Raw genomic sequence first — 16,244 nt, 5'->3', positions numbered from 1 at the left:
TGCCAATTAAAGGAGGAACGGGAATGAAAGCATATCGCTGGATGAGTCTGCATTTTTTTAGTTTTTTTATGACATGGGGTGTTTTTCTGCCCTATTGGACGGGATGGATGGTGCATATAAAAGGGGTTTCCGTATCCGAAGCCAGTTTCATTATGAGCCTGGGCTTGGCGGCAAGAGGGATTTCCACATTATTTTTCTTCCCTTATTTATCAGGAAAATTCAGCAGCAAAGCCTTATTAAACGGCGCAAGAATCGGGACGCTTCTCGCACTTTTATGTTATATTCCCGCTGATTCTTTTCAAAGCCTGCTTCTTGTCACATTAGTGCTGCATGTGTTTTACCCTGCTTTAATGCCTGCTTTAGACAGCGCTTGCGGCGTCCTTGTACAGCATAACGAATTAAAGGCTTATGGGACAAGCCGCCAGTGGGGGTCCGCGGGTTTTGTTTCAGCCGGCGTCATCCTGTCCGTCTTTACAGGTATATTCGGAGATCAAGCGATTTTATGGGCACTGCTTTTGGGCACCCTGATATTCGCATGCCTCAGCTTTATGCATGCGCCAGCTGTTCTCTCGAAACGGCCGGAAACAGACCGCGCAAGAAAAGAGGGTATGTTTGCCTTATTCCGCATCAAATATTTCGGTCTGGTGCTCGCAATCGTTATCTTACTGCAAGCGGCACATGCATCTTACTACAATTACGGTTATCTCTTTTTACAGGAAATCGATGCGCCCGCATATGCCATCGGAATCATCATCAACATCGCCGTTATCGCGGAGATTATCTTCTTTGCAATCGCTGACCGATACTTTCATCAATTTACGGCAGGCTCTTTGCTCGCCTTAGCGGCGCTTGGTGCTACCGTACGCTGGATACTCGTATTTGCCTTTCCGCATGTCATCATTTTCTGTATTGCGCAGACGCTGCATGCCTGTTCATTCGCGATGGGACACTATGCATTTATGAAATACTTAATTAAGAATATTTCACCGGCGCAAATCCCGAAAGCCCAAGGCATATATTCAGCGCTTGCTCTCAGCTGGAGCACTGCGGTATTTACTATTTTCGGGGGTTTTTTATATGAAATTGAGCCCCGGTATGCCTTTATCGGAATGATTGTTTGTACGATACCATCCATGCTTCTCGCCCTTTTATACAGAAAACTTGAAATGAAAAAGAGAGTTTTTGCAGGAAACGCTCAAGATATGTAGCCATCGCTTTATAGACGATCACATGTCCCGCTGTCATTTTGACCGATTTGCGAATGCTGTGCGATGTATTTTCTCTATATTTAAAGTATTTCCTTCATATATGATGAATTTAATGCGGGAATTCGTTCAGAAACTTGGACAGAGTCAGTGAATATACTGATACAGTACTGCTTACGCTTATTTTCGGGGAACTTTGTTCGTAATAAAATGATTTTCAGCCAACTCATAAGGAGGGACATTGTGTCACAGCCTAATTTGCCTAATATCACCCCTGTCGTTACACTTTCCAGAGACGATACCATTAACCTTCTTCTTTCGTCAATTGCTATGGAAGAGCTGGGAATGGCACATATTCTGAATGCGGAAGGGGAAAAAATCCAATACGCGCTCGGAACGATTCCCGGATTAACAGGGCCCCCGTCAAGTCTTGCGGATATTCTGAACTTGAATGAGAGCGTCCGTGATACGCTTGACAGCTTAATGAAACAGGAGCTTCTTCTCGGTTCAAAATTGGACAGTATCTCAAATATCCCTACACTGGCGGGACCTACTGGTGCTACGGGGCCGACGGGACCAGCCGGCGGGCCCGCAGGACCGACGGGAGCAATCGGCCCGGCCGGAGCGACAGGGCCAACCGGACCGACCGGGCCGACGGGGGTCACCGGTGCGGGTCTTCAAGGGATTGTTGCTTTTAATCCGCTGATTGCTCCCACTTATACACCCGGACAGGTTGTATTGTATAACGGAAGCTCCTATGTCGTGAACACACCTTCGCCGGCAGGGATTCCGGATACGTCTGCCGATTATACGCTTTTAGCTGCCGCAGGATCAACCGGGCCGATCGGACCAACAGGCGCTACAGGAGCCGGATTGACAGGATTGACAGATTTTGATCCCGCTGCTGCACCTTTTTATACAGCGGGGCAGGTTGTATTGTATGAGGGTGCTTCTTATGTCGTAAATATCAATAACCCTTCAGGCATTCCCGGGACATCGCCGGATTATACACTGCTTGCCGCCGCGGGGCCGACCGGGCCGACAGGGGTCACGGGCGCCGGACTGCAAGGCATCGTACCGTTTGATCCCCTCGCCGCCGCTGCCTATACCGCCGGACAGCCAGTTACTTTCAACGGCAGCTCTTACGTCGCAAACGTAAACAGCCCGGCGGGAACCCCTGGAGCCTCAGCTGACTATACACTTTTAGCTGCGGCGGGAATCACTGGCGCTACTGGCGTTTCCGGGCCGACCGGATTTACCGGTGCTACTGGCGTTTCCGGGCCGACCGGAAGCACCGGCGCTATTGGCGAAACCGGGCCGACTGGAATTACCGGCGCTACCGGCGTTACCGGACCGACCGGAATTACCGGCGCTACTGGCGGCACCGGACCGACTGGAATTACCGGCGCTACTGGCGGCACCGGACCGACTGGAATTACCGGCGCTACTGGCGAAACCGGACCGACCGGAATCACCGGCGCTACTGGCGAAACCGGACCGACCGGAATCACCGGCGCTACTGGCGGCACCGGACCGACCGGAATCACCGGCGCTACTGGCGTTACCGGACCGACTGGAATTACCGGCGCTACTGGCGGCACCGGACCGACCGGATTTACCGGCGCTACTGGCGAAACCGGACCGACTGGAAGCACCGGCGCTACTGGCGTTACCGGACCGACCGGAATCACCGGCGCTACTGGCGGCACCGGACCAACCGGATTTACCGGCGCTACTGGCGACACCGGACCGACCGGAATCACCGGCGCTACTGGCGTTACCGGACCGACTGGAAGCACTGGCGCTACTGGCGGCACCGGACCGACCGGAATCACCGGAACAAGTCTGACAGCAACTTCCGGCTATGCAAGCAATACGGGCGGCGGTGTTGTCGCAGTTATTGTCGGCGGCACGACCATTTCTTTACCGAATGAACAAAACCTTTCGGCGGATATTACGGCTAATGCCGCAAATACCATATTTACCGTTGCTCCGGCGGGACGTTACTATATCTCCTACCATATTAATTTAACGGCCGGCCTGCTTGTAAGTTCGCGTATTTTAATCAACGGCACTCCTCCTGCAAGTTCGATTATCGCCCCGGTCGCGTCTTTGGCAAACTTTAATAACTCCTTTATTGTGACTTTGCCAGCAGGCAGCACCATCCAGCTTCAGCTGTTCGGATTATTGGGTGCGGCCACATTGCTTGGAGGAAGCGTCGGTGCAGCTTTAAACATTATTCGATTATCTTAATGGAACATGCAAAAAAAGGATCAGGCGTTTGTCCGCTGATCCTTTTTTAATTGAGACAGAAGTTCTTGCGCGGGTTTAAATTGAGGATTGAACTTCACGGATTTTTTGGCGTAAGCGATGGCCGTCATATCATGGTTTAATTCAGCATGGCATTTTGCCATATAATAAAAGGCTCTGAAATCGGCGGCACCTTTTAAAATTAAGTGATCAGCGTTTTCTCCTTCAACCTGCGTTCCGTTTTCAAATGCTTTGATTGCCGCTCTGTACTTTTCCAAATGATATAATACAAGGCCTTTATAATAATGAAGATTGCTGTAATCAGGATATAGCTTGAGCACTTTTTCAATCCCTTGTTCGGCTTCTTCATATCGTTTGAGCTCAAGCAATATTGTATATTTCAAATAATACAGGAGAGACGGAGGCATTCGTTTTTCGCTTAAAAATTGAAAAATTGAGCCGTTGACAAGATGTAATGCTTTTTCATAGTCTTTTATTCTGTAGCATTCACTTGCCAAATGATAGACAAGCCACGGATCAGGATTTTCCTCTGAAAGCTCTTCATTTAAAATGCTGATATTCCGTTTATGTTTTTGCTTGATCTTTTCTTCCTGCTCCAAGTAGCCGTAGTGATGAATCACACATGGGAGCGTGAAAAAAGCATTGTTTTCTTCCTCATTGGGAGCCGAGATATTCTCGTGAATTCTGCCTTGATACAGAAGGCCTTTATGATTGCGGAACAGTCTCGGCTGCATGCTTTCAAACGCTTCGTTTTCATCGAGCTGCTTCCCCGTATAATTGATGATTTTCAAAAGGCCCCGGCTCGGTAATCCGTCATGAAGCAGCGAAGTTAAAAAACGGCCCGTCTCCTGATCGAGCTCTTCATCCGCGTCAAGCATTAAAATCCAATCCCCTTCGGCATGCTGCAGGGCGTAATTTCTGGCCTTTGCGAAATCATTCTCCCATTCGAAATCAAACACTCTTGCCTGAAAGCTTTTGCATATATCTTTTGTATTATCTTGTGATCCGGTGTCTGCGATGACGATCTCATCAACGATGTCTTGTACACTTGATAAACAACGGGAGATGTATCTCTCCTCGTTTTTCACAATCATGCAAAGAGTCAGTTTACATTCAGCATTTCCGCTCATTTTCTCACCTTTCCCGATTTTGGAGTTGTTGATTGAACCAAGGCCGTTCAGGAGTGCCGTTCATCGTTATGATGACAGGCCGCACCCATCTGACGGCAGGTTCGGCAGTTGATTCTGCATCCCATTCCTGAAGCTGCCTGACAGCCCGCTTCGTAATGGGATGCGCCCGGAATTCGCGCGGGCTTTCAAAAATGAATTTTTTCGTTCGTTCCGTCACTGTCTTCATTTCATGAAAGTGCCGCTCATACATCTGCTTCTGCTCTTCTTCCAGGCTGATCATTAAAAACAGACGGCCGCCAGTTTCCATCTGCCAGCGGCACAATGCGGAGAACAGCCTGATTTCTTCTTTGTAATCTGAATCCCTTCTTTTATCCACGGTCACAGATAATATATTTAACAGCGCAATCGTGAGGCAATGCATGGCTTCAAAAGATGTCTGTTTCGCTTTTGAGATGCTTGGATACGGCATATGCTTCACCCGTCTCTTTTTTTATGAACGCTCCCCGCCTTTTTTCTTCCAACCGCAGTCCTCACAATCCCCGCACTCACAGCAGCCAATGCGGCCGTAAAACAGGCCGTCACACGGATCTTCAGGATGCGGATTCGGAAAGCACGGGTCGCATGGATCTTCCGGATCACTGGGATCGTCCGGATTCCACGGGTCATCAGGATCGCCCGGATCACTCGGATTACTTGGGTCGTCCGGATTCCACGGGTCATCAGGATCGCCCGGATTACTCGGATTGCTTGGATCGTCCGGGTCCATACAGGCTTCAGAATCCTGTAAGAAGATAATGTCCTCAAGCTTCGTCTGCAAAAGGAGTTGTGATTTCATGACGGTGCGCAGGAGCCGTTCAGTGCTTCTATTGATTGATGACAATTCCTCCAAGGAGGGATCGCCGGAAGCGCCGAGAAACATTTGAATCCTTTCCGCTTCCGCCTGCAGAATATGGGATAGTCCGATTTCTTCCATAGCCACGGATGAAAGAAGGAGGTTCAGGGTCTCACATCTGGAGAGTGTAATGTCGGGGGTGATGTTCGGTATGTTTGGAAGAGACATCGATTTCTCCCTCTTTTCTCTTGGTGTCATTATGCAAAAGTGCTATATCGTATTCTTATTCCGGGAGAGAAGAGATCATTACTGATGTTTTCGTTAATAAAATATCCCGGATATAAAATCCGGGATATTCGTTCGTTGATTTATTTTAATTCAAGTTTGACGTCTACATTTCCTCTTGTTGCTTTTGAATACGGACAGAACTCGTGAGCGGCGTGCACTAGCTTCTCCGCCGTTTCTTTGTCAAGATCTTTTGTATCAATGACGAGCGTTACGCCGATTTTGTAACCTCCGTCACTCTCATCTTTTAAAAGGCTGACCTGTCCTTCAATTTCAGAGGTCATGTCGATTTTTTGTTTTTGGGCGGCAAGCTCAAGCGCTCCCCCGAAGCAGGCAGCATACCCTGCCGCAAAGAGCTGTTCAGGGTTTGTGCCGGTTTCTCCGTCTTTTTTTGCATTCGGCATGATGATGTCAAAATCCAGCACCCCGTCTTCGGATTTAATATGTCCTGCTCGTCCGCCGACTGCGGTCGCTTTTGAAGTAAATAATGCCATTATTATCAGCCTCCTCATTGTACTTACTGTATATATTGCCCCTGCTCATATTTTTAAACATGAGGAATAGGAAATGGACCGTTTTTCGGCTACAATAGGGGTAACGTTAACAAACAAAGAGTTGGTGAAAGAAGTAATGGCAGAAAAAGATTTTGAACATATGAAACTGGAGAATCAGCTTTGTTTTTTGCTGTACGCAAGCTCAAGGGAAATGACGAAACGGTACAAACCGCTGCTTGATAAGCTCAACGTAACTTATCCCCAGTATTTGGCGCTGCTTTTATTATGGGAGCACGAAGAACTGAATGTGAAACGGATGGGTGAGCTTTTGTACCTGGATTCCGGAACGCTGACACCGATGCTGAAACGGATGGAGCAGCACGGAATCATCATGAGAAAGCGGTCGGCTGAAGACGAGCGATCCGTGACGATCAGGCTCACAGATGAAGGACGGGCCTTGCAGAAAACAGCGGCGGATATCCCCATTGCCATGCTGGAACAGACGGGACGGTCAAAAGAGGAATTAAAGCAGTTAAAGCAGTCGCTTTATGAGGTTTTGAATACGCTGCACGGCAAAAAATAAGGATGCCCCGAATGGGCATCCTTATTTTTATTCTGCTGCCAGAAGCTTCACTTCAATATTTCCCGCTGTCGCTTTTGAATACGGGCAGACACCGTGCGCTTTTTGAATAAGGGCTTCAAGCTCCTGTTTATCAATGCCGGATGCTTTGACCTCAAGCGTAACGCCCAGTTTATATCCTTGGTCTGCTTCATCTTTCAGCAGACTGACATGCGCAGTGACCTCTGTTTCAATACTCAGACGCTCTTTTCTCGCTACGAGCTGAAGAGCGCTGTCAAAGCAGGCTGAATATCCTGCGGCAAACAGCTGCTCAGGGTTAGTGGCATGTTCGAGCTTTTTTGCTCTTGGCGTTCCCGGCATGGCAACATCAAGATTCAGCACTCCGTCAGAAGACGTGACTTTCCCTTCACGTCCGCCGGCGGCTGATACGGTTGCAGTAAATAATGGTTTTGTCATGTGAATTCACCTCTATTATATTGTGTACAATTTAATATTACACAATATAATAGAAACCGTCAATCTTTCCGCATAAAAAAAGCCTACCCTTTTTGAAGGATAAGCTTAAAAGATTATACGCGGATTTGTCCGTTTCCTTTGATGATGATTTTTGTAGATGTTAACGCCGGAAGCCCCATTGGCCCTCTCGCGTGAAGCTTTTGCGTGCTGATGCCGATTTCGGCTCCGTATCCGAATTCAAAACCGTCCGTAAACCGGGTTGAAGCATTATGATACACGGCGGCGGCGTCAACGGCGGTCTGGAAGTAAGCCGCATGCTCGGCGTTCTCCGTCAGAATGGCTTCTGAATGGTTTGTGCCGTACTGCTGAATGTGGCGGACCGCCTCCTGTACGTCCTGCACTGTTTTCACACTGAGAATCGGCGCCAGGTACTCCGCTCCCCAATCGGCTTCTTCTGCTTGTTTCGCTTGAGGCTCCAGTCTGCAAATCACCTGGTCTCCTCGGAGCTCCACCCCTTTTGCTGTCAGCTGATTCAGCAGCTTTCGTCCGTGTTCTTCGGCCCATTTTTCATGAATCAAAAGAGATTCAATCGCGTTGCAGACCGAAGGACGCTGTGTTTTGGCATTGATGACGACCTCGCTTGCCATTTGAGGATCTGCTGACTCATCTATGTACACGTGGCAATTGCCCGCTCCGGTTTCTAAAACGGGTACGGTTGATTCCCTGACAACAAGATCAATTAAATTTTTACCGCCGCGCGGGATCAATACATCCAGCCCGTCATTTAATGTAAAGAGCTGTTTGGCGGTTTCTTTGCTTGTATCTTCTATGAGCTGAACAGCATCAATCGGAAGCTTTGACAGCCCCAGTGCGCGTTTCATCACACTGACAAGCGCTATGTTGCTGTGGATGGCGGAAGAACTTCCTCTGAGCACAACCGCGTTTCCGGTTTTCAGGCAGAGTGTCGCCGCGTCTACGGTAACGTTCGGTCTGGCCTCATAGATCATGCCCACTACTCCGAGGGGCACGCGGATTTTTTCAATAGATAATCCATTCTCTTTTTGAATGGTCTCCAGCGATTCACCGACGGGATCTTCAAGACCGATTAGCAGTTCCACGGCGTCCGCTATATCGAGCAGGCGTTTTTCATCAAGAGTCAGCCTGTCAATAATGTCAGGTGTCAGTCCTCTGTTCCGTCCCGCTTCAATATCTTTCTGATTCTCTGTTAAAATCAGCCGGCGTTCATTTCTGAGTCCGTCTGCAATACATTGGAGCGCTTCGTTTTTTTCAGCCGTCGTTTTCATGACCATTTCGGCAGCCGCTTCTTTTGCCAAGGCTGCTTTTTGCAATACTTCACTCATTTGTGTTCCCCCTCGTCAAATAAATTCACCCAATCATCTCTGTGAATCACTTCCACCTGCTTCGTTCCTGAAAGCTGGTCGCTCCGCTTCCCTTTGACTTCTAACATTTCATCGGATGAGTACTGCGTCTGCCCTTTGCCGATAATGCCGCCGGGCCCTCTGACTTCCACTACGGCCCCTTTCGGAAAACTGCCGCAGACACCGGCGACGCCGGCCGGGAGGAGACTTGACCCGTTATGGATCATCGCCTGCTCCGCTCCCCCATCAATGATGATTTCCCCTGATATCGGAGAATGAAACATGATCCATTGCCGTGTATTATTCACTGAGGACAGGTCTTTATCGCCGATATAAGTGCCGTCGCCTTTTCCGTCTAAAATTCCCATCAGTTTTTCCCGTCCGGAGCCGGTTCCGATAAACACCTTCACCCCGAGCGACAATGCGGTCTGGGCGGCGAGAAGTTTTGACTTCATGCCTCCGGTGCCGACCTTTGAGCCTGCTGATCCGGCATACCCGAGCAATTCTGGTGTGATGTCATTCAGATAGTCGAACCGCTTTGCGTCCGGGTTTTCATTCGGATTGGCATCGTACAGCCCGTTAATGTCTGTGAGAATCATTAATTGGTCTGCATGAATCAACCCGCTTACAAGCGCCGACAGCATGTCGTTATCACCGAACGTCAGCTCTTCGACTGATGTGGAATCATTCTCATTAATAATCGGCACGACGCCACGCTCCAACAGTTCCATTACAGTGGCATAGGCATTTCTGTACCGCTCTCTTTTTGAGAAATCATTTCTTGTTAATAAAATTTGTGCCGGCGTCAGTCCGTATCTTTTTAAATGGTCCATATATTGCTGCATTAAAAGCGTCTGGCCGACTGCGGCAGCTGCCTGCTTCCCTTTTATCGTAACGGGTCGCGACGGATAGCCGAGAGCGGAAAAACCCGCTGCCACCGCGCCTGAGGTAATGAGGATCACTTCATGCCCGTTTTCTTTTAATAAAGAAATGGCTTCCGTATGTTCCTTGATTTTTGCTTCATCAATACTTCCGTTACTGTTGGTGAGCGAGCTGCTCCCGATTTTCACAACAATTCTTTGTTTTTTCATCATTTCTCCTCCGTGGCAATCAATCCAAACCGGCTCTCGTCAATAAAAAAAGCCCATTCCGTCCTGAAAAATAAGGACGAAATGGGCTTTCCGTGGTACCACCTTGTTTGAACGCGTTTTTCACGCGTCCCGCTTTCCTGTAACGCCAGGTTATCGCGCCTGAGTTTTCCCCTCAGGACTCCAAGGCAGGTTCGGCAGGTTTCATGCGGCAAAATGTTTCAGCGGGCCATTTTGCTCTCTGTCACAGAAAGTTCTGCGTACTGATCCTCTTCAACGCTCAATGATTTTTTTATATTATGCAAAGAAAACAGGTTCTTGTCAAGACATTTTCATCCATAAAAAACAGCCCGCCTCCCCGGCGGACCGTCATTAATTAAATACGATCGTTTTGTTTCCGTGAACGATGACGCGGTCTTCCAGATGCCATTTTACGGCTCTTGCCAACACGCTCCGCTCAATCGTTCTGCCGATATTCTTCAGATCCTCTGCGTGATCTCTGTGATCGACGCGTTCAATATCCTGTTCAATAATCGGCCCTTCGTCAAGATCGTCCGTCACATAGTGAGAAGTCGCGCCGATTAATTTCACTCCGCGCTCATAAGCCCGTTTATACGGATTAGCGCCGATAAAGGCCGGCAGAAATGAATGGTGGATGTTAATAATCCGATTCGGATGGGCAGATACAAAATCAGACGTCAAAATCTGCATGTAGCGGGCAAGAACGATCACATCAATCTTATACTGCTCCAGCAGCTCAAGCTGGCGCCGCTCCACTTCGGCGCGGATGTCTTTGTTAGCTTTCATGTAATGGAACGGAATATTCAGCGGTTCGACCACTTCTTTGGCCTCTTCGTGGTTGCTGATGACGACCGCAATTTCGGCCATCATATTGCCGCTTTGCCATTCCCAAATCAGTTCATGAAGGCAGTGCAGCTCCTTCGATACAAAGATCGCCACTCGCTTCAGCTCACTTGCCAGAGACAGGCTCCATGTCATGCCGAATGTCTGGGCGATTGAGGCGAACGCTTGCTGTAAATCCTCTTTTTTCTCACGAATGCCCTTGCAGTCGAATTCGATCCTAAGAAAAAACCGTCCGCCTTCAGGGTCAGTCGTATATTGATTTGATTCAATAATGTTTGCGCCATGTTCAAACAAAAACGCCGACACGGCCGATACAATTCCCGGCTGGTCGGGGCAGCTGACGAGCAGGCGCCCTTTTTCCTCATTCCCGCGGCGGTATTCTTTCAGCCGCTGTGTCATATATGAATTCATCTGTTTTAATCCCTCGTATCTTCATAATTCGTAACTTACTAATAGATTATACTGAAGATTTGATAAAAATCAATTTACGAAAGAATTTTCAGCCCTACGGCAGCGCATAAAATAAGCGCAATAAAAAAGATGCGCTTCGCATCCTTCTGCTCGCCGTAGAAAAGAATGCCGGCTAATGCGCCGCCCGCTGTGCCGATACCGGTCCAGATCGCATAGGCCGTGCCCATCGCGATCGTCTCCATCGCATAAGAAAGCAGGGAAAAAGAAGCCGCAAATCCGGCGATAATGAAAAGAATCCATTTGACTTTCTTTTCTTTTTGAAATTGATTCATTAAAATGACCCCGAGCATTTCACAAAGACCCGCGGCTATCAGGCTGATCCAATGCATTACGCCTTCTCCTCCTTCGTCTCAGGCTTATCCTGTGTGACCAGCTTTAATCCGATGACACCGATCAGCAAAACGCCGATCAGCACGATTTTCACCGGATCGGCCTGTTCTTTGAAAAGCAGGATTTCACTGAGCACGGTGCCCGCTGTCCCGAGTCCGGTAAAGACCGCGTATACCGTTCCTACGGGCAGGCTGTCTGTCGCCTTGATTAATAGATAAAAACTGATGATGATTCCCGTAATCGTGCCGCTCCACGCCAGTGCAGAATCAGCATGTTTCAGGCCGGTGACCCACACCACTTCAAATACGGCCGCTATGACCACTAAACCCCATTTCATGTTCTTCACCCTTTCTGTATCCGGACAATACAAAAAAGCCCGGATAGTCGTCTCACATGAGATTGACTCTCCCGGGCTTTTTTCCCTCCGTGTGCATATGCGGGATATGTCCGCATATGTGTTTTCTCTCGGACCAGGCCATGTATGAACATGCGGAACCCTAGAAAACATGTCTGTTCGTATCATACTACATTTCGCCGAAACGTTCAACGTCAGATGTGATGTCAAAAACCGTCAGCTGCCTCTCCCATTTGGTAACGGTCTCACCGGGCACCATACCGATTTTTTCCGCGACACGGACGGAGGCAGCGTTTTCCGGATCAATCAGCGCCGCTATGCGTCCGTATTGCTGCATATGAAAACCGTAGTCCAGACAGGCGTTCGCCGCCTCTGTCGCATAGCCGCAGCCCCAGTGGCGGCGGGCAAACATATAGCCGATTTCCATCAAAGTGTTTCCGTTTACCGTTTGCGGAACGATTCCGCATTGACCAAGAAATGCGCCCGTCTCTTTATCCTCTGCGATCCAAAGACTGACGCCGTATCCTTTCGCCAATCGTTTGTTCCAGGCAATCCATTCCTTCGTTTCCCGTCTGCTTTTGAGAGAAGGATAATATTTCATGACCTCTCTGTCGGTAAACAGCCCGTACAAATTTTCTTCATCGTCATCCCGCATAGTCCGCAGACGGATACGCCCGGTTGTCAGGATGGTGTCGGAAGACTTATGTTCCATCATGCACGCCACGTCTCCTTTCCCTGTAATAGATTATGGATCCGGCAGGAAAAGTCCTTTCTCAGCATAAAAAAACCGCTTTTTAAAAAAGCGGTTTGACGATTACCAAGGTTTATCTGTTCCGAGCGCCTCGGCCAGGGCCTTGCTGTGTTTTAAGCGGTTTTTTCGTTCTCCGGCGCGCTGAACTGCCGTATTGTGAAGCATGACTTCTTCCTCGGTTTCCGGCACGATCCGCGGAACGGGTACCGATTTCCCGTTTGAATCAAGCGCGACAAAGGTCAGAAACGACGTTGCCGCAAGCTCGCGTTCGCCCGTCATCAGATGCTCTTTAATGACTTTGACAAACACCTCCATAGACGATGTGCCGACCCATGTGACGTAAGATTCAAGGCATACGGAATCCTGTTGGCCGATGGGGCGCAAAAAATCTACAGAATCCATTGAGGCCGTGACTGTTTCACACCGGCAGTGGCGGGCCGCGGAAATTGAAGCGATATCATCAATGTAGCTCATCAGCTTTCCGCCAAACAGCGTATTGTGATTATTCGTATCAAGCGGAAAAACCCTGCTTGTTTTAACAACCCTTGTTTCTTTGCAAAATCTTGATTCTGGCAACTTCATATTATTTAAACTCCCCTTTGGTGTCTGGTCGTTTTGACTCATTCATCTGTACCCTATTAAACAATACTTTGACCGTTTTGTCTAAAATTTTAAATATTAAGTTGGTTAGATATTCTCTCAGAAATGTTTCATTATTCACCACATACGGGAATAATAAACGCACATTGAATACCGATAGGAGGATATCACATGGACGTATCCATTCCCAAATCCACGCGGAAACCGGCTTGCCGCAGTGAATTTGATGCTTTGCAGACAGTCATCTTATGCCGGCCGGAACACATGGCCATCAAGGATATTATTAACGGAACGCAGAAACATTTCAAACAAGAAAATATTAACATACTCGTTGCCCTCAAACAGCATAGCGAGTTTATTGACATTTTAAGATCTCATCAGATTGAAGTCGTCCTGCTGCCTGCCGATCCCGCATTGCCTGAGCAGGTATTCACCCGGGATATCGGATTTGTATTAGGCGAGACGGCGTTTATTTCAAACATGGCGGCTTCAGTCCGGCAGGGAGAAGAAACAGTGTTTCAAGGCCTGCTTGACAATAAGAAAATCCCTTATACGCGACTGAAAAAAGCGAACATTGAAGGCGGCGACATCTTGATCGCAGACGGCACCGTTTACGCCGGGCTGAGCAAGCGCACGGATAAAGCGGCTGTCCGGGAGCTGCAGGAGGCGCTGCCGGAGATGACGGTTGTGCCGATCCCTCTCAAGGAGGATTTCTTACATTTGGACTGTGTATTTAATATGATCTCGGAAACGGAAGCGCTATACTGCAAAAATGGCTTGCGGCAGAAAGAAATTGATCTTCTCGCCGAACGTTTTGAGATGATAGAAGTGCCTGAAGAAGAGCAATTCACGCTCGGCCCGAATATCCTGTCAATCGGCAATCAGACAATTATCAGCCTGCCGCAGCACCGTCATACGAACCGCGAGCTCAGAAAAAGAGGTTATACGGTCATTGAAACCGAGTTTTCCGAAATTATTAAATCAGGCGGTTCCTTCCGCTGCTGCACCTTGCCGCTTGTCAGAACATCTTAAACATTTACAAGGCAGTTTCCTTCAAGATACGTTAATATAGAGAAGACAAGACTCTAAAGGGGGAAACCGAATGGCTAAGTACATAGGATACGCGGGAACATATACAAAAGGCGGAAGCGAAGGCATTTATTGTTTTGAACTTGATACAGAAGCGAAACGGCTCAGCCGGCCGAAGCTGGCAGCAAAGCTCGGCAACCCGACATACGTCACTCCGAATTCTGATAACAGCATGCTGTATTCCATTGAAAAGACAGACGGAAAAGGCGGCGTCGCAGCCTATCAGATTCATCAGAACAGCGGGGAATTAACTTTTGTGAACCACCAGCTGATTGAAGGCCCGTCTCCATGCCACGTCAGCATTGATGATAAACATGAATATGTGTTAACCGCTAATTACCACAGCGGAAAAGTGCACGCCTTTCCCGTCAATGAGGACGGAAGTCTGCGGGAGCCGGCTGCCGAAGCCGCTCATACGGGAACAGGTCCTCATGAAAGACAAGAGAAACCGCATACCCATTTCGCAGGCTATACACCTGAGCATAACTACATTGCAGCCGTCGATTTAGGGACGGATACGCTGTATACTTACCAAATGAAAAACGGTTCGCTCACAGAGGTGAAAACTCATTCTTTCGCACCGGGTTCAGGGCCGCGCCACATCGTTTTCCATCCGGCGGAAAAATACGCCTATGTCATGACGGAAATCAGTAATGAAGTCATCGCGCTTGAATACAACCCGACCTTAGGTGAATTCAGAGAGCTGCAGGTCATTTCCGCTTTGCCTGAAGGCTTTACGGACAAATCGCAAGGCAGCGCGATCCGCATATCTAAAGACGGCAGATTTCTTTATGCCGCCAACCGCGGACATGACAGCATCGCCATCTATAAGATCAACCAATATTCCGGTGAATTGTCTCTTATTGAATGGGTGCCGACAGAAGGAAACTGGCCGCGTGATTTCGCGTTTGACCCTTCCGAGACATTCCTTGTCGCGTCAAACGAAGAAACGGGAAATCTGGTTTTGTTTGAACGCGACTCCGAAACGGGCAGACTGACTCTGCTCCAATCTGACATTCCGGTTCCGTATCCGGTCTGCGTGTCATTTCTGCATCAGGTTTAATCAAAAAAGAAAGCTGACTTTATATTGTCAGCTTTCTTTTTTGTATAAATGGCAGGCGACAAAACGCCCCGCCTTCACTTCTTCAAGCTCAGGCGTTATCTTACCGCAGAGCTCCATCGCTTCAGGACACCGCGTCCTGAATACACAGCCGCTCGGCGGGTTAAGGGGGCTCGGGAGCTCCCCTTTCAGAATAATCCGTTCACGCTTGTCCTCAAGAAGCGGATCAGGAATCGGGATTGAGGATAAAAGCGCCTTCGTATAAGGGTGAAGCGGTTCCCGGTAAAGCGCAGCGCTTTCTGTAATTTCCATCATGCGGCCCAAATACATCACGCCGATCCGGTCGCTGATATGCTTGACCATTGATAAATCGTGGGCGATAAATAAAAATGTCAGCCCTTTCTCTTTCTGAAGCCTTTTTAAAAGGTTGACGACCTGAGCCTGTACCGACACATCCAGCGCTGAAATCGGCTCATCCGCCACGATAAATTCGGGATGCAGAGAGAGCGCTCTGGCAATCCCGATTCTCTGCCTCTGTCCGCCGCTGAATTCGTGGGGATACCGGCTGCCGAAATCCGGATGGAGCCCGACAGCTTCAAGCAGTTCATCCGCCATCATCAGACGGGCTTTTCTTGTATTGTAAAGATTGTGGATTTCCATCGGCTCCATAATAATTTCCCTTACGGTCAGGCGCGGATTTAACGAGGCGTAAGGGTCTTGGAAAATCATCTGCAGCTTGCGGAAGAAGACAGACCGCTGTTCTGCCGCGGCACGGTGTATATCCGTCCCTTCATATGATACCGAACCGGCCGTCGGGTCATACAGACGGAGAATAACCCTTCCGAGCGTCGATTTACCGCATCCCGATTCTCCGACAAGTCCGAATGTTTCCCCTCTTTTAATGTGAAAACTGACACCGTCGACTGCTTTTACGGCTTTCTTTCTTCCTGCGTCAAAATGCATTTTCAGCCCGCTGACTTCAAGGAGCGGAGATGCCGACATTT

18 protein-coding genes, 1 riboswitch and 1 other annotated feature are annotated in these 16,244 nt (G+C 48.7%); of the genes, 5 read left to right on the top strand and 13 right to left on the bottom strand.

The annotated features are described in order from the left end of the window. Positions 1-23: 23 nt before the first annotated feature. Entirely contained in the window at positions 24-1,208 is a 1,185-nt protein-coding gene (locus tag J6600_RS06680) for an MFS transporter (RefSeq protein WP_014417553.1), read from the top strand. 240 nt (positions 1,209-1,448) lie between these two features. Continuing rightward, positions 1,449-3,458, top strand: coding sequence for a BclA C-terminal domain-containing protein (locus tag J6600_RS06675; protein ID WP_209388159.1), 2,010 nt, complete (start codon positions 1,449-1,451; stop codon positions 3,456-3,458). A 20-nt stretch (positions 3,459-3,478) separates the two neighbouring features. On the opposite strand, the gene J6600_RS06670 is transcribed toward J6600_RS06675, so the two are convergent. The 4 genes from J6600_RS06670 to ohrB form a co-directional block, all read right to left on the bottom strand. Further along, positions 3,479-4,606, bottom strand: coding sequence for a glycosyltransferase (locus J6600_RS06670; protein WP_094295707.1), 1,128 nt, complete (start codon positions 4,604-4,606; stop codon positions 3,479-3,481). Positions 4,607-4,610: 4 nt separating this feature from the next. Continuing rightward, complete coding sequence (locus J6600_RS06665; RefSeq protein ID WP_209388158.1) at positions 4,611-5,075, bottom strand: hypothetical protein; 465 nt, start codon at positions 5,073-5,075, stop codon at positions 4,611-4,613. A 21-nt stretch (positions 5,076-5,096) separates the two neighbouring features. After that, entirely contained in the window at positions 5,097-5,666 is a 570-nt protein-coding gene (locus tag J6600_RS19560; RefSeq protein ID WP_014417549.1) for an alpha-helical endospore appendage domain-containing protein, read from the bottom strand. A 140-nt stretch (positions 5,667-5,806) separates the two neighbouring features. Continuing rightward, positions 5,807-6,217, bottom strand: coding sequence for an organic hydroperoxide resistance protein OhrB (gene ohrB / locus J6600_RS06655; protein ID WP_003154758.1), 411 nt, complete (start codon positions 6,215-6,217; stop codon positions 5,807-5,809). A gap of 73 nt (positions 6,218-6,290) precedes the next feature. Here ohrB and J6600_RS06650 point away from each other — a divergent pair, with 73 nt between their 5' ends. Continuing rightward, on the top strand, positions 6,291-6,800 hold the full coding sequence (locus tag J6600_RS06650) for a MarR family winged helix-turn-helix transcriptional regulator (protein ID WP_014417547.1): 510 nt from the start codon (positions 6,291-6,293) through the stop codon (positions 6,798-6,800). Between the two features lie 27 nt (positions 6,801-6,827). Here J6600_RS06650 and J6600_RS06645 read toward each other — a convergent pair whose 3' ends face one another. From J6600_RS06645 to J6600_RS06610, 8 genes are all read right to left on the bottom strand, one after another. Continuing rightward, complete coding sequence (locus J6600_RS06645) at positions 6,828-7,253, bottom strand: organic hydroperoxide resistance protein (protein WP_007610880.1); 426 nt, start codon at positions 7,251-7,253, stop codon at positions 6,828-6,830. A gap of 113 nt (positions 7,254-7,366) precedes the next feature. Further along, positions 7,367-8,614 (bottom strand): glutamate-5-semialdehyde dehydrogenase, encoded by a 1,248-nt coding sequence (proA, locus tag J6600_RS06640; protein WP_209388157.1) that lies wholly within the window; start codon positions 8,612-8,614, stop codon positions 7,367-7,369. Further along, a complete protein-coding gene (proB, locus tag J6600_RS06635; protein WP_209388331.1) occupies positions 8,611-9,723 on the bottom strand; it encodes a glutamate 5-kinase in 1,113 nt (370 codons plus the stop codon). Before proB ends, proA begins: the two co-directional genes overlap by 4 nt. Positions 9,724-9,792: 69 nt before the next feature. Continuing rightward, positions 9,793-10,006 (bottom strand) — a binding site (T-box leader). An 86-nt stretch (positions 10,007-10,092) separates the two neighbouring features. Then, a complete protein-coding gene (purU, locus tag J6600_RS06630; RefSeq protein WP_003154764.1) occupies positions 10,093-10,995 on the bottom strand; it encodes a formyltetrahydrofolate deformylase in 903 nt (300 codons plus the stop codon). A 74-nt stretch (positions 10,996-11,069) separates the two neighbouring features. Further along, on the bottom strand, positions 11,070-11,384 hold the full coding sequence (locus J6600_RS06625) for a DMT family transporter (protein WP_007407235.1): 315 nt from the start codon (positions 11,382-11,384) through the stop codon (positions 11,070-11,072). Next, positions 11,384-11,722, bottom strand: coding sequence for a DMT family transporter (locus tag J6600_RS06620; RefSeq protein WP_007407236.1), 339 nt, complete (start codon positions 11,720-11,722; stop codon positions 11,384-11,386). The genes J6600_RS06625 and J6600_RS06620 overlap by 1 nt, the downstream gene beginning before the upstream one ends. Before the next feature lie 66 nt (positions 11,723-11,788). Then, a riboswitch (guanidine-I (ykkC/yxkD leader) is annotated at positions 11,789-11,897 on the bottom strand. Positions 11,898-11,909: 12 nt separating this feature from the next. Further along, positions 11,910-12,455 (bottom strand): GNAT family N-acetyltransferase, encoded by a 546-nt coding sequence (locus J6600_RS06615; protein WP_209388156.1) that lies wholly within the window; start codon positions 12,453-12,455, stop codon positions 11,910-11,912. Positions 12,456-12,554: 99 nt separating this feature from the next. Further along, entirely contained in the window at positions 12,555-13,073 is a 519-nt protein-coding gene (locus J6600_RS06610) for an acyl-CoA thioesterase (RefSeq protein WP_021493808.1), read from the bottom strand. 189 nt (positions 13,074-13,262) lie between these two features. Between J6600_RS06610 and J6600_RS06605 the strand changes: the two genes are divergently transcribed. Both J6600_RS06605 and J6600_RS06600 read left to right on the top strand, forming a co-directional pair. Further along, a complete protein-coding gene (locus tag J6600_RS06605) occupies positions 13,263-14,123 on the top strand; it encodes a dimethylarginine dimethylaminohydrolase family protein (protein WP_209388155.1) in 861 nt (286 codons plus the stop codon). A 70-nt stretch (positions 14,124-14,193) separates the two neighbouring features. Continuing rightward, the gene (locus J6600_RS06600; protein ID WP_094295704.1) at positions 14,194-15,243 is read left to right on the top strand and encodes a lactonase family protein; all 1,050 of its coding nucleotides are present in this window, start codon (positions 14,194-14,196) and stop codon (positions 15,241-15,243) included. Between the two features lie 27 nt (positions 15,244-15,270). On the opposite strand, the gene J6600_RS06595 is transcribed toward J6600_RS06600, so the two are convergent. Beyond that, entirely contained in the window at positions 15,271-16,242 is a 972-nt protein-coding gene (locus tag J6600_RS06595) for an ABC transporter ATP-binding protein (protein WP_209388154.1), read from the bottom strand. Between the last annotated feature and the right edge of the window lie 2 nt (positions 16,243-16,244).

The organism is Bacillus sp. LJBV19 (assembly GCF_017797845.1).
Taxonomy (GTDB): domain Bacteria; phylum Bacillota; class Bacilli; order Bacillales; family Bacillaceae; genus Bacillus; species Bacillus velezensis.
The sequence above is the reverse complement of the archived record's forward strand: the minus strand, read 5'-3'. Positions and strand labels throughout refer to the sequence as shown.